Source organism: Streptomyces sp. NPDC054866, from assembly GCF_053610745.1.
Map to the genome: position 1 here is coordinate 575,874 of NZ_JBSGZA010000006.1, position 13,610 is coordinate 589,483.

Here is a 13,610-nt window from a genome sequence, read left to right on the forward strand (position 1 = left end):
GGTCTCAGCCGGCCGCCTGCTGCCGCTGCTGCCTGTCCCGCGCCGCCCGTGCCGCGAAGTCCGCACCGCGCAGCACCCGTTGGACGTTGCCCCACGTGAGGCGCGCCAAGTCGTCGTCGGACCAGTCGCGTTCGACGAGCTCGGCGACGAGGTGCGGATAGCGCGAGGTGTCGGCCAGGCCTTCGGGGTGCGCGACCGCGGTGTCGTACATCCCCGAGAGGCCCACGCACTCCGGGCCCGCGAGGCGGCGTACGTGATCGACGTGGTCCGCAACCTCGCTGATCGAGGAACCCGTCTGCTCGGCCGCCAGGGGCACGAGGCACAGCCCCTTGGCGGCGCCGAGCGCGGTGAGCAGGTCGTCCGGGAGGTTCGCCGGGGCGTCCCGCAGCGCGCGGGCCCCCGAGCGGGTGAACACGGCGGGCGCCCTGGAGACGGTGAGCACCCGGTGCGCCGTGGCCTCGGACGCGCCGGACAGCTCGGCGAGCACCCCGAGCCGGTTCAGCTCGCGCACCACCTCCTCGCCGAACGGGGTGAGCCCCTGAGGGCCCGCCCATGACGTACCGGAGAGAGTGAGCGAGACCAGGCCGAGGGCGTGCAGTGCGCGCAGCGTGGCGAGCGAGTCGCCGATGGCTTCGGCGCGCGCCGGGCCGATCAGGGTGGCGATGCGGCCGCAGTGGCGGGCGTCGGCCACCTCGGACGCCGTGCGGGCCAGGCGCAGCCCCTCGGAGTGGCCGCCGACGACGTGCTTGACGAGGTCGATCTGTTCGAGGGTCGCGCCGAGTACGCGGTCACCGGTGACGCCGTCCGGGACGTCTTCCGGGACGTGTACGGACCAGAACTGCGCCCCCACGCCGCCCGCCCGCAGCCGCGGCACGTCGGCGTCCACGGCGCTGTCGCCCAGCTCCAGGTCGTACCAGGGCAGTGCGCGCAACGCCCAGGGCAGCCCGCTGTAGCCGTCGGCGACGGGATGCGCGGCGAGCAGGGCACGGGCATGCCGCAGCGGGTCCGGCGCGGGGGGCTCCGGAGCGGGCGGCTCCTGAGCGGTCGGCTCCGGTCCGGGCTCGGATATGGGTGGGGACTCGGGGGGCCGCTCGGCGGGCCGGTCAAGTCCGGCTTCGGCGGTGGTGTCGTATTCGACCTGCAAATCTGCCATGGCTGCGCTCCGGCTTCAGGGAGGGTCCGGTCCACCGTGACACGCGGGAGCCGCGGCTTCGCGGCGGGCGAAGCGTTCGGGGTACGGGGCCGTGGCGGCGGCACGCGAAGGGGCCCCGCCGATCGACCGGCGGGGCCCCTTGGACGTACTCGAGAAACGGCTCAGCCGCCCGAGACGGTGACCTTCTCGTCGTTGTTCAGCTGCTCCACCATCTGCTTGACCTTGGCCTTGTCCCACAGGAGATTGCCGCCGGTCGAGCCCGCGAGTGGCATGTTCATGGACTTGCCGTCGCCGCCGGTGACGCCCTTCATCGCCCAGAACATGGACGCCACGTCGAACAGGCCCATGTCCTTGTCGACGATCAGCGTGTCCAGGCCCGCGCCCATCGTGGGGTAGAGCTTGAAGGGGTTGAGGACCGTGCCCGGCGTCGCCGCCTGGTTGGCCAGGGCCGCGAGGAACTTCTGCTGGTTCTTCGTACGGTCCAGGTCGCTGCCCGGCAGGGCGTAGCGCGTACGGACGAAGGCCAGCGCCTGCTTGCCGTCGAGGGTCTGCTTGCCCGCCTCGAAGTCGGCGCCGGACTTCTCGTCCTTGAAGCCCTTGGGGATGTCCATCTCGACGCCGCCGACCGCGTCCACGATCTTGGCGAAGCCGCCGAAGCCGATCTCGGCGTAGTGGTCGATCTTCAGGCCGGTGTTGTACTCGACGGTGCGGACGAGCAGCTCGGGGCCGTCCTCCGCGTACGCCGCGTTGAGCTTCGTCTGGCGGCCCTGGTTCGGGTAGAGCTTGCCGGACTCGGCGCCCTTGAAGGAGGGGATCGTCACGTTCGAGTCGCGCGGCAGGGAGATCATCGTGTTCCCGCCGTCGTCCGCGACGTGCAGGATCATCATCGAGTCCGTGCGCTTGCCCGCGGCGGAGCCGGTGTGGAGATCCTTCTTGTCCTGGTCGGACATGCCCTCGCGGCTGTCGGAGCCGACGATCAGGTAGTTCGTGCCCGCGCCGCCCTCGGGGCGCTCGATGACCTTGGAGAGGTCGACCTCGCGCTTGAGCTTGGAGTCGGCCCAGAAGTACGTGCCGATGGAGACGGCGAGCAGCACCACGACGAGGGTGAGCGAACCGATCTTGAGGCGGCGCCGCCAGTTCGGGGCGGGACGGGGCGCGCGGGTGCCGTACCCGTCGTCGCCTTCACCGCCCTGGCGGTAGCCGCCGCCCTGACCCTGGCCGTTCGGCGTGCCGTAGACCTGTCCGGTGTTGTAGCCGCTGTCGTAGCTCCCCCGACGGGGGCTGCGGGGCTCGAACATGTCGTCGCGCGCGTCGCCGTACGGCTGGCCGTACCCGTCGTCGTACGACGGCTGCTGCGGGACGCCTCCCTGCTGCTGGCCCGGTCGGCCGGAGGGGCCGCCGCGCTGGACATGCCGCATCACGCGGGCGCCCTCAGGCTGCGGGTTCCCGCTGCCACGGCCGTATGCCCGGCCGTTCCCCTGGTCGTCAGGCCAATCGCTCATGTGGCCCAGTGTGCCGTCTCTGCCTATGCGCCATACAGGGCAGGCGTGATTTCGGTTCAGGGCTGTTGCAGAGCTGATGCAAAGCGGCCGCGCGCGGCCAGGACATTCGTCCGACTTAGGGTAGAGCCCATGACAGACCTGGCCCCTGGCGCGGAATCGGAGATTCCGGGCAAGCCGACTTCGGCGTCCCGCACGACTCTCAGCCACATCATGACCCACAGCGACACCAACCTCCTCGGAACGGTGCACGGCGGTGTGATCATGAAACTGGTGGACGACGCCGCGGGGGCTGTCGCGGGACGGCACTCGGGCGGACCCGCGGTCACCGCGTCCATGGACGAGATGGCCTTCCTCGAGCCGGTGCGGGTCGGCGACCTCGTCCATGTGAAAGCGCAGGTGAACTGGACGGGACGCAGCTCCATGGAGGTCGGCGTCCGGGTCCTCGCCGAGCGCTGGAACGAGTCGACGCCCGCGCAGCAGGTGGGGTCGGCGTACCTCGTCTTCGCCGCCGTCGACGCGGACGGCAAGCCGCGGGGCGTGCCGCCGGTGCTCCCGGAGACCGAGCGGGACCGCCGCCGCTATCAGGAGGCGCAGATCCGGCGTACGCACCGTCTCGCGCGGCGCCGGGCCATCAAGGAGCTGCGGCAGGCACGCGCCGCGGAGGGTCTCGACGACTGAATCCCGGTAGGACGGGCGCGCACCCCTCCCGCTGCACGTCGCCTCCTACTGGCACATCACCTGGTCACCGGTCACCGCCCCGAACTCGCCCTGGTAGGCATCCTCCGCCCGTACCGGCCTGACCTGCTTGAAGTCCTGGCCCGCGAGCACCTTCAGGGTCGCCCCCTGCCCCCTGATCGCCCGCATCTGGCAGCCGGGCAGCGCCGTCGCCAGGGACTTCGCCGAGCGGTCCCAGCGCGGGTCGTACGCGACGATCGTGCGCTTCAGCGGCATGCCGGGCACATTGGCCGGCACGTTTCCGGGGGTTCGCGTCGTACGGAAGCCGGTGGCCCGCAGACCGCTGTCGACCCGCTTGCCGAGACCCGGCACGCCCGTGGCGTTGTCGACCTGCACCCGGATCTGCTGCGGTGACACGTCGACGATGGCCTTGCGCCCGGTGTTGTGCGCGGCCAGGGGGCGGTCGTCGCGCAGCGCCTGGAAGAGCTTCGCGGACCTTCTCGGGTCCCACTTCAGCGTCGACCCGATGCCCGGCACCTGCACCCCCTTGCTGAGCAGCGGCACGGTGGTGAATTCCGACGACCGCGGCGAGAAGCCGCGCATCGCCCGGCCGAGGGCGAGCATCTCGTTCGTACCGAAGCCCTTGTCGGCCCGGACCGAGCCGAGCAGCGTCCTGGACACGTCACGGAACTTGAGCGGGTTGAGGAGCACCCCGCTGCTGGTCGCCTTGGAGATCAGCGCCGCGAGGAACCGCTGCTGGCGCTGCATCCGCCCCAGGTCCGACGAGCCGTCGACGTGCCGCGTGCGGACGTACTGGAGCGCCGCGCCGCCGTTCAGCCTGTGCGTGCCGACGGGCAGGTTGAGCCCGGTGTAGGAGTCCTTCAGCGGGCGGGTCGTGCAGATGTCGACGCCGCCGAGCACGTCCACGGTCTTCATGAAGCTCGTGAAGTCGACCTCGAGATAGTGGTCGATCTTGACCTTCGTCATGTTCTCGACCGTCCGCACGGTGAGGTTGGGGCCGCCCTCCGCGTACGCCGCGTTCAGCTTGACCGGATGTGCCTTGTGCCGGTCGCCGGAGTTCCGGTCGATGTGCTCGGGCATCTCGGCGTAACTGTCACGGGGCAGGCTCACGACGCTGGCGCGATTCCGGTCCTCCGAGATGTGCACGATCATGATCGTGTCGGTGCAGTGGCAGGGCGCGCCGCCGAGGCGGTATTTCTCCTTCTCCACCTTGGTGATCTTGTCCCGGCCGTCGGTGCCGACGAGCAGGACGTTCATGCCGTTGCCGCCCTTGGGCCGGTTCTTCATGTCCTTGAAGGCGTCCACCCGCGCGATCTCGGTGTCGAGACTGGTGACGACGCCGTGCCCGATCCCGGCCGCCGCGAGCACCGTCACCGAGAACCCGGTCGCCACCCGCATGGCCCACCGCGGCCGCCTGCGCTGCTTGACCGGCCGCCCCGCGGACTGCTGCACGGGCTGCCTCGCACGAGGGGGGCGCGGGCCATGCGGGGGCGGGGTGGGGGAGCGGCGGGGCGGTGTGGGCACGTGGGGGGACACCTCCGCGGTGACGGGCGGGCCTGGCCGGACGGGCAGGGGGACTCGTGGGGGGCCGGGGAATGCGAGAACCGTAGGCCCATACGATCTGCGACCCGGGGCAGCAGGCCGGGCGGCGCGCGCCCGTGTCCCCCATTCGCGGTAACGTGGCGCCGATGAACGCGACGCCCGACGAGCAGCTTCCTGCCGTATCCGTGATCATGCCGGTGCTCAACGAGGAACGGCATCTGCGTGCTGCCGTCACCGCGATCCTTGAGCAGGACTACGACGGTGAGATGGAGGTCGTCGTCGCGCTCGGTCCCTCCACGGACCGGACGGACGAGATCGCCGCCGAACTGGTCGCCGAGACCGCGGGGCACCGCGCGAGGGTGCAGACCGTACCGAACCCCACGGGACGCACGCCTGCCGCTCTGAACGCCGCGATCAAGGCCTCCAGTCACCCGATCGTGGTGCGCGTGGACGGCCACGGCATCCTGTCGCAGGGCTACATCGCCACAGCCGTACGTCTCCTGGAGGAGACCGGCGCGCAGAACGTCGGCGGCATCATGCACGCCGAGGGCGAGAACGACTGGGAGCACGCGGTCGCCGCCGCCATGACGTCGAAGATCGGCGTGGGCAACGCCGCCTTCCACACCGGCGGCGCCGCCCAGCAGGCGGAGACCGTCTACCTCGGTGTCTTCCGCCGCGAGGCCCTTGAGCAGCAGGGCGGCTATAACGAGGAGTTCATCCGCGCCCAGGACTGGGAGCTGAACTTCCGCATCCGTGAGGCGGGCGGCCTCATCTGGTTCTCGCCCGAGCTGAAGGTGCAGTACCGCCCCCGGCCGAGCGTGAAGGCGCTCGCCAAGCAGTACAAGGACTACGGCCGCTGGCGGCACGTCGTCGCCCGCTACCACGAGGGCTCCATCAACCTGCGCTACCTCGCGCCGCCGACCGCGGTCTGTGCCATCGCGGCGGGCGTCGTCGTGGGCGCCCTGGTCACGCCCTGGGGCTTCGTCGTCCCCGCCGGCTACCTCGCGGCGATCACGGCGGGCTCACTGCCCGCGGGCAAGGGCCTGCCGCTGAAGGCGCGCCTCCAGATCCCGGTGGCCCTCGCGACCATGCACATGGCGTGGGGCTGGGGCTTCCTGACCAGCCCGCGCTCCCTCGCCAAGAGGGTCATCGCCTCCCGGCGTCCGGCCGTGCTCAGCGAGGCCTGAGCGCGTCAGCGAGGCCTGAGCGCGGCCGACGGGCCCGCGGCGTGCCGCGGGCCCGGGACTCACTTCCAGGTGAAATCCGGGTCCACGTGCATGCACGCCTTCTTGTCCGAGCCGTTGAGCGCCTCGGCCGAGTCCGGCGTCTTGTCGTCCTGCTTCGACTTGGGAGGTGCGTTCCCCTCCCGCCAGTCGGCGCCGACGATCAGGGTGACCCCGGAGACGTCCGTCGACTTCTTCACCGAACTCAGCTTCATGCCAAGGGACTTGGCGACCCGCTGGGCATCGCCCTCCAGGTCGGCGCTGGGGAACCTGATGACGGTCTTCTCCTGGGCGAGAAGCGTCGCCGTGTCGGCCGCCGCCTTGGTGAAGCCCTTGCCGGCGAGGATCTGCGTGACCGCGTTCGCGCGCCCGCTGACCGGCGGTTCGACATCCGTGCGGGTGCCGTTCTGCACCTGCACGGCGATCTCGTCGTCCGCGGCCGCCGGGTCGTCCGAGACCTTCTCCTTGGCGGGCTTCTTCTTGCCCTTGCCGTCCAGCGGGATGTCGTCGCGTACGAGGCGGAAGAGCTGCTCGGCGTCGCCCGGCTTGGGAATGACGCGCGCGCCCACGTACTCGTACGGCATGGTCGTCATCGTCGTCCGCTCCGGCGAGACCTTCTTGAGCTCGTTGCTGAGGTCGTAGAGCTTCTTGACGCTGCCGAGGCCGTCGTCGACCTTGAGCGCGCTGGTGGCCGTCTCGGCGAGCCTGCGCAGCTTGTTGGGGCTGCTCAGGTTGGCGTTGTTCCGCAGCTCGCGCACCAGCGAATTCATGTACATGTGCTGGGCCTTGGCGCGGCTGATGTCGGTGCCGCCGTCGAAGCCGTAGCGGGTGCGCAGCCACTGCAGGGCCTGCTCGCCCTTGACGGCCGTGGTGCCCTTCTCCAGCTTCAGACCGGAGCCGTGGCCCTGGCTGTCGCGCGAGTGGATGTTGGCGTCCACGCAGACCGGTACGCCGCCGATGGCGTCGGCCATGGAGACCACACCCGCGAAGTCCACCTCCATGAAGTGGTTGATGTGGATGTTGGTGAGCTTCTCCCAGGTGGCGACCGTGCAGCCGGGGCCACCGCGGCCGAGCGTCTGGTTCGTCATCGTCCGCTGCGTGGAGGCCTCGTAGACCTTGCCGTCGTCCGGGTCGGTGCACTTGGGGATGTCGAGGAGCGTGTCGCGCGGCATGCTGATGACCGACATGTTCGTGCGGTCGGCCGACAGGTGCAGCAGCATCTGGACGTCGGCGAGCGGTGTGCCCCCGAAGGTCTCCTTGGCGCCGCCGAGCTTCTGGTTCTCCTTGGAGTCCCGCGCGTCCGACCCGATCAGCAGGATGTTCAGCGGGGTCTGGCCCGCCGCGTTCGGCGTGGGCTCGGGGGCCCGGTGCTCGCCGAGGTTCAGGTCGTCCGTCTCCAGGTTGTTGTTCAGGTGGCGGTACCAGAGATATCCGGCGCCGGCCGTGCCGAGTATCAGCACCGAAAGGATCGTTGCCGACCAGCGGAGTATCCGCCGTTTCGGACGCGGCGCCCGGCCGCCACCGCCACTGCCTGAGCCACCGCCCCCACGGCCACGCCTGCGGTGCCCGCCGCTCGCCGAGGGCTCCCCTCCCTCGTGCGACGGGCCTCCTTCCAGGCCATGATCACTGGCGTGCGGGACGCGTTGTCGCGCCCCCTCCCCACGCACGCTGCTTCTCCCCATCCCCTGCCCCTCCCCGCGCTACCCCGAAATACGGCCATCCTGCGCCCAGTTAGACGCAGAATGGCCGCCTCAGGTCACTTGGCGCACACAGTCTTGTCCGCTTCGACCTTCTGAATGCCCTCCGGCGCCTTCGACGGGGTACTGATGGGCACCCCGGCCCCCTTGAAGTCGCTGCCGAGCGTCAGCTTGATGGCGGGAAGCCCCTGCGAGTTCTTCTCGCTCTTGCCGGGCTTCATCGCGGAGCCGGAGAGCCCCATGACGTCGGCGAGCCGCCGGGCCTGGTCGGCCTGGTCGGGCGCGTACTCCAGCGTCGTCTTCTTGAGGTCGGACGGCGCGTTGCCGAGCTGGCTGGCCTTGGACATGCCCTCAGTGTTCTGCAAGTACGTGAGAGTTGCCTGAGCGGCGCCGGTCTTCCCGCTGCCGTTGTAGATGTTGACCCGTACGTCGGAGGCGGCGGACTTGCTGCCCTTGAGGCGGGCGGCCACCGCGGCCTTCTCCTTCTTCTCCTTCTTCTTCACCGCGGTCAGCGACTCGTCGGCGCGCATCATGGAGAACAGCGGGTCGGCCTTGGCCTTGTTCACGACGACCGTCGTGTGGACCTTCTCGGCCGGGTTGTCGATCACGGGCACGGTCGCGAAGCTGAGGTTCTTCATGTCGAGCTTGCCGAGCTCCATGCCCAGGTCACGGAGTTTCATTATGTCCGCGATCGTGGAGTCGACCGTGAGCGCCTTGGTGCCCGCTTCGGCCAGCTTTATCATCTTCGACGGGCTGGTCAGCGTGTCGTTGGACTTGAGCTTGCGCATCAGCGAGCTGAGGAACTGCTGTTGCAGCTCGATGCGGCTCAAGTCGCCGCCGGTGCCCACGGAGTGACGCGTGCGGACGAACGCGAGCGCGTCCTCGCCCTCGATGGTGTGCTTGCCCGCGGGCAGCTTCAGATGCGAGTCCGGGTCGTCGATGTCCTTGGCCAGACAGACGTCGACGCCGCCGACCGCGCTGGAGAGCGTCTTGACCGCGTTGAAGTCGGCCACCATGAAGTGGTCGGGGACGATCCCGGTGATCTTCGTGACCGTACGCATGGTGCAGCTCGGCGTGCGATCGCTCTGCCCGAGGCTCTCGTTGAAGCGGGCGCCCTCCGTACCCGGGATGGTCTTCTTGCTGCCGTCCTCCATCGTGGTCGGGCAGTCCGGAATGTCCGTGATCATGTCGCGCGGGATGCTCAACGCGGTGGCGTTCGTGCGGTCCTTGGAGACGTGCAGCAGGATCGTCGTGTCGGCGTGGCCGACGCTCCCCTTGTCGCCGTACTTCTCGTTGCCCTTGCCGCTGCGCTTGTCCGTGCCCATCACCAGGATGTTGATGGCGCGGTCCTTGCTGAAGCCGCCGGTGCTCGCGCCGTCGTCGGCGATCGAGTTGATGTTGTCGTTGAGGTGCTGGTAGTAGAGGTACCCACTGACACCCGCCGCGACCAGGACGAAGGCGAGCGTGCCGCCGGTCCACATCAGGGCCTTCTTGCCCTTGGTCTTCTTCGGCTTCTGCTTGCGCCGCCCGCCCGCGGCCTCCGGCTGCGGAGCCCGGCGTCTGCGCTGCGGCGGCACATCGCGCTGCTCGTCACGGTGCTCGTCGCGTCGGCCATCGCGGCCGCGCGTTCCCTTGCGTGGCGTGGACCGCGGTGATCTGCGAGGTCCAGGCACTGTCGACTGCCCTGCGGAAGGGCTCAGTCGCAGTTCGTAATCGCCTGTGTTCGGGTTGAGCACCCACTGGTCTGCGGGGTCGATGTTCTCCGCCCGCCCACGGCCTTGCGCGTCCACGGTTAGCTGCGTCCTCCGTCGGGGCCACGCGGCGCCTTTCCCCCCTCAAGTAAGGCGCTCGGTCAATCGTCCAGCGGTGCGCGGGCACGAAGGGCCCGGCGCACCGGATCGCTCACACTATCCGGCCAGTTCAGCGCCGGACGACGCCGGTGACAAATTCCACTCCCCTACAACTGGGCAATCCGCCCTATTTCTTTGTGTGGGCGGTCTTGCGCTTGAGGATGGCTTTACTCGCAGGTCGTTCCGGCGGCCGTGTTGCCGCGGAAAGTGGGAGCGGGGCTCGGTGTGGGAGAAGGGTCGTCCGGCTTCTCGTCGCTTCCGTTCTCCCCGGAGTAGTCGTAGCTCTCCGAGCCGTCCTCGGAGTCCTCGTAGCCCTCCGACCGCTCGTCCTGGGCGGCGCTCTCGGGCTCCTTGCGCGTCACTTGGAGGGGTGCGTCCGTCCGGAGCCGGGTGAAAAGTTCGTCCGCCGCGGGCTCCACGAGTTCATCGCGATTGGCGTCGTAGACATACGACCGCCGGGGCACCGTGAGGAACTGCACCTGTTCTGTGGGGATGTTGCGCATGCCGCGCACCAGTTCGTACAAACCACGCAAACTCGCAAGTGCCGGGTCCGTGGTCAGCGAAGAAGTGGCCGCGTCGAGAACGGGATAGAGCTTCGCCGGATTCAGCAGGACGTCATTGCTCTGCACCTTGTTGACGAGCGCCGCGAGGAACTGCTGCTGGCGGTCCATCCGGTCGGTGTCACTGCCGTTGCCGATGCTCTTGCGGGCCCGCACGTAGCCGAGCGCCTGCTCGCCGTTGAGGGTGTGCCGGCCCGCGGGGAGCTTCAGACGCGCTGCCCTGTCGTTGATCGGGGCCTTGAGGCAGACCTGTACGCCGTCGACCGCGTCGACCATGTCCTTGAACCCCGCGAAGTCCACGACCATGTGGTGGTCGACGCGGATCTTCGTCATCTTCTCGACCGTACGAATGGTGCAGGCCGTCCCGCCGAACTGGAACGCCCAGTTGAACTGCGCGAACCGGGCCCGCGTCCGCGATCCGTCGGCGGTGCGGCAGCTGGGGATGTCCACCATCACGTCCCGCGGGATCGACACCGCGGTCGCGCTCTCCCGGTCGGCGGCGAGGTGCAACAGGATCGTGGTGTCGGAGCGCTGGGTGCCGGGGTCGCGCCCGTACTTCTTGTTGCCCCGGCCCGCCCGGGTGTCGGAGCCGATGAGCAGGATGTTCTGCGCGCCGTTCACCAGCGCCGTCGGGCGCTCCTTCTCGTAGCGCGCGAGCTCGGCCGCGGCGTCGGTGTCCTTGGTGATGTTGCCGTCGAGCTTGTTGTAGACCGCCCACCCCGCGCCCCCCGCCACCAGGACGAGCCCGGCGGCCCCGATGGCCGTCCAGCGCAGCCAGCGCCGCCTGCGCCGGGCGACGCCCGCACCCGTGGGGCTGGAGCCCGCGCCGGGTGCGTACGTGGCCGGTGGCTCAGGCGGGGCGCCGTCGGGGCCCGGGCGCTCCGGTCCGGCGGGCATGCCTGCGGTGTCGGACACGTGTAGGGCCACCCCTCATAGCGACGTCGGTGCATGGTGCGCTCTTACGACCATGGACCGACGTGACGCCGGGGGCCTGCGGGCCAGGGGCTCGGGTGGGCCGAACGGGGGAGGGGCTACTTGGCGGTGGCGGTGACCCGCTCGTCCTCGATCCGCTTCGCCAGACCCGCTTCGGCGAGCTGGTCGAGGTGGCGGCAGAGCACCACGGAGCCGCCCGCCGCCAGCGGGGCGTACAGGCCGGAGCTCAGGCCATCCCAGGTGTCGTACGAAAGCCCCGAAAGGAGCCGGGAGCCGGGCGTGAGCCCCAGCGCGGCGGCGTCGGCGCGGGCCCGCTCCACCAGCTCCGCACCCGTCAGCTCGCCGGCCCCGCCGACGGCGACGGCGGGCTCGTCCGGATCCACGGGCGCGTACGGCGCGAAGCGGTCGCCCTGGCTCGGCACCTCGACCGCGTAGTCCACGAAGCCCTCGGGGGTCTGCGGGAAGCGCCCGCCGAGCGGCCGGAGCGCGAGCGCGACCCGCTCCCCGGAGCAGGCCCGCGCCGCGTCCAGCGCGTCGGGCCCGCTGACGACGAGGTCGGCACCTGCCGGGTCGCCGCCCACGTCAGCGACGACGCCGACCGACGAACAGGCGAGCAGCCAGACCGCCGTCTGCCAGTGCGCGGGCAGCAGCAGCGCGAGCCGGTCGCCGGGCTGGGCGGCGAGATCGTCCTGGAGCAGATTGGCGGTCTTGGCCACCCAATTGGCGAAGGTGGCCACGGACAATTCGACGCGCTCGCCCGTGGCGTCGTCGTAGAAGGTGATCAGCGGGCGGCCCGGGTCCGCGGCGAGCGCGGATCGCAGCAGGTCGGCAGGGGTGCGGTCGGTGGCGTTCACGGGCGCAAGGGTACGCGCGTGCTCTGTTGCCCCGGGGCGCGGCGGGGGAGCGCGGGCCACCGGTTCGGCGGACACGAACCGACGACCCGTCAATTCCCCAATGGACAGAATTGTCCACCTATGCCAACTATCAGACGTATGCGTGGATTTCTAGCTTCCTCGATCGGCGTCACGTGCGCGGCCGCCCTGGCCCTTCCCCTCACCCTGCCGTCGTCCGGCGCCCGCGCCGCGACCCCGGCCGCGGAGTCGCCCGTGGGGCGATCCGCCCAACCCGTCCCAGGCAGCACCCAGTCACTCCCGCTCACCCCACTCGGCTCCGACCGCTCGGCAGGCGGCGAGGCCACCGAACAGGGCCTGCTCCAGCGAGAGGTCAGGCCCTTCTCCCTGGTAGGCGTCATCTGGGACGACCCGGACGACGAACTGCACGGCAGCGTCCAGGTCCGCACCCGTGCGAGCGGCACCGACAACTGGTCCGGCTGGCAGCCCGTGGAGACGCACAACCACGAGCACGCCGCCGACCCGGACGACCCGGAGCGAGCCACGGGCAGGGTCCGCGGCTCCACGGCGCCGCTGTGGGTCGGCGACTCGGACGGGGTCGAGATCCGTGTACGCGGCGAGGCGCCGCGGGATCGCGGAGAGCACCGCGGCGGCGCACAGCCCTCCGTGGAGCGGGCCCTCCCGACCGGCCTGCGTCTCGAACTCGTCGACCCCGGAGCCGAGCCGCCCCCGCAGGGCCCCGCCCCCGAAGGTCCCCGCTCCCCGGTCCTGACCGCCGAGACCGCCGCCTCCTCCGCGGTCAACGCGGACCTCGCCCCGCTCGGCGCCTCCGTCATCCCCGCGCTCAGCAAGAAGGAGACGGAGTCCGACCTCATCGCCGCGCGCGGCGGCCCGGAGGACGCCGCGGGGAAGGCAAAGCCCTACGTGGGACCCCGGCCGCGCATCATCACGCGCAAGGGCTGGGGCGCGAACGAGAAGCTGCGCGAGAGGCAGTTCGGGTACTCGAAGACCGTGAAGGCCGCCTTCGTGCACCACAGCGCGTCCGGCAACAACTACCGCTGCTCACAGGCGGGCTCCGTCCTGCGCAGCATCTACCGCTACCACGTCAAGAGCAGCGGCTGGCGTGACTTCGGCTACAACTTCGCCGTCGACAAGTGCGGAAACATCTACGAAGGACGTGCCGGAGGTGTGGCCAAGCCCGTCCTCGGGGCCCACACTCTCGGTTTCAACAGCAACAGCATGGGCATCGCCGTCCTCGGCAGCTTCGGGTCATCGAGCCCGCCATCGGCCGCCGTGAACGCCGTCGCCCGGCTGACCGCCTGGAAGCTCGGCCTGTACGGCGCGAATCCGCGTGGGAAGACATACCTGAGGTCCGGGGGAGGAAATCTGTACAAGAAAGGCAGCAACGTCCGGCTCAACGTGATCTCCGGGCACCGCGACGGATTCGCCACGGAATGCCCCGGCATCCGCCTCTACAAGAAGCTGGGCAGCGCCCGGTCCGCGTCGGCCCGCTACCAGGGCCGCTGAGGCCGGCCCCCTACCACGAAGCACACCGCACGACCCGCACAGCGCACTGCACGATCTGCAAAGCCATCTGCATACA

General features: G+C 70.2%; 10 protein-coding genes. 3 read left to right on the forward strand and 7 right to left on the reverse strand.

Annotation, left to right across the window (positions count from 1 at the left end):
* Positions 1–4: 4 nt before the first annotated feature.
* Positions 5–1,153, reverse strand: coding sequence for a dipeptidase (locus ACWGI2_RS30720; RefSeq protein ID WP_453698847.1), 1,149 nt, complete (start codon positions 1,151–1,153; stop codon positions 5–7).
* Positions 1,154–1,314: 161 nt separating this feature from the next.
* Positions 1,315–2,655: an LCP family protein gene (locus ACWGI2_RS30725; RefSeq protein ID WP_453400274.1), complete on the reverse strand. Its 1,341-nt coding sequence runs from the start codon at positions 2,653–2,655 to the stop codon at positions 1,315–1,317.
* A gap of 129 nt (positions 2,656–2,784) precedes the next feature.
* Between ACWGI2_RS30725 and ACWGI2_RS30730 the strand changes: the two genes are divergently transcribed.
* On the forward strand, positions 2,785–3,333 hold the full coding sequence (locus ACWGI2_RS30730) for an acyl-CoA thioesterase (RefSeq protein WP_453400275.1): 549 nt from the start codon (positions 2,785–2,787) through the stop codon (positions 3,331–3,333).
* 45 nt (positions 3,334–3,378) lie between these two features.
* Here ACWGI2_RS30730 and ACWGI2_RS30735 read toward each other — a convergent pair whose 3' ends face one another.
* A complete protein-coding gene (locus ACWGI2_RS30735; protein ID WP_453698848.1) occupies positions 3,379–4,875 on the reverse strand; it encodes an LCP family protein in 1,497 nt (498 codons plus the stop codon).
* A 164-nt stretch (positions 4,876–5,039) separates the two neighbouring features.
* On the opposite strand from ACWGI2_RS30735, the gene ACWGI2_RS30740 reads away from it, so the two are divergent.
* Entirely contained in the window at positions 5,040–6,080 is a 1,041-nt protein-coding gene (locus tag ACWGI2_RS30740; RefSeq protein WP_453698849.1) for a glycosyltransferase family 2 protein, read from the forward strand.
* 59 nt (positions 6,081–6,139) lie between these two features.
* Here the strand turns inward: ACWGI2_RS30740 and ACWGI2_RS30745 are convergent, their stop codons facing one another.
* The 4 genes from ACWGI2_RS30745 to ACWGI2_RS30760 form a co-directional block, all read right to left on the reverse strand.
* Positions 6,140–7,798, reverse strand: a complete 1,659-nt coding sequence (locus ACWGI2_RS30745; protein ID WP_453698851.1) for an LCP family protein — start codon at positions 7,796–7,798, stop codon at positions 6,140–6,142.
* Between the two features lie 74 nt (positions 7,799–7,872).
* Positions 7,873–9,603 carry an LCP family protein gene (locus ACWGI2_RS30750; protein ID WP_453400279.1) on the reverse strand — a complete coding sequence of 577 codons (1,731 nt, stop codon included), beginning with the start codon at positions 9,601–9,603 and terminating at the stop codon, positions 7,873–7,875.
* Positions 9,604–9,830: 227 nt separating this feature from the next.
* Positions 9,831–11,138 (reverse strand): LCP family protein, encoded by a 1,308-nt coding sequence (locus ACWGI2_RS30755; RefSeq protein ID WP_453698852.1) that lies wholly within the window; start codon positions 11,136–11,138, stop codon positions 9,831–9,833.
* A 116-nt stretch (positions 11,139–11,254) separates the two neighbouring features.
* Positions 11,255–12,010, reverse strand: a complete 756-nt coding sequence (locus tag ACWGI2_RS30760) for a TIGR03089 family protein (protein ID WP_453698854.1) — start codon at positions 12,008–12,010, stop codon at positions 11,255–11,257.
* A gap of 138 nt (positions 12,011–12,148) precedes the next feature.
* Between ACWGI2_RS30760 and ACWGI2_RS30765 the strand changes: the two genes are divergently transcribed.
* Positions 12,149–13,534, forward strand: coding sequence for a peptidoglycan recognition protein family protein (locus ACWGI2_RS30765; RefSeq protein WP_453400282.1), 1,386 nt, complete (start codon positions 12,149–12,151; stop codon positions 13,532–13,534).
* Positions 13,535–13,610 lie beyond the last annotated feature (76 nt).

Bases quoted from the DNA above. Each gene is read 5' to 3' on its own strand.
- ACWGI2_RS30720 (WP_453698847.1), bottom strand. From the start codon at position 1,153: ATGGCAGATTTGCAGGTCGAATACGACACCACCGCCGAAGCCGGACTT.
- ACWGI2_RS30725 (WP_453400274.1), bottom strand. From the start codon at position 2,655: ATGAGCGATTGGCCTGACGACCAGGGGAACGGCCGGGCATACGGCCGT.
- ACWGI2_RS30730 (WP_453400275.1), top strand. From the start codon at position 2,785: ATGACAGACCTGGCCCCTGGCGCGGAATCGGAGATTCCGGGCAAGCCG.
- ACWGI2_RS30740 (WP_453698849.1), top strand. From the start codon at position 5,040: ATGAACGCGACGCCCGACGAGCAGCTTCCTGCCGTATCCGTGATCATG.
- ACWGI2_RS30745 (WP_453698851.1), bottom strand. From the start codon at position 7,798: ATGGGGAGAAGCAGCGTGCGTGGGGAGGGGGCGCGACAACGCGTCCCG.
- ACWGI2_RS30765 (WP_453400282.1), top strand. From the start codon at position 12,149: ATGCGTGGATTTCTAGCTTCCTCGATCGGCGTCACGTGCGCGGCCGCC.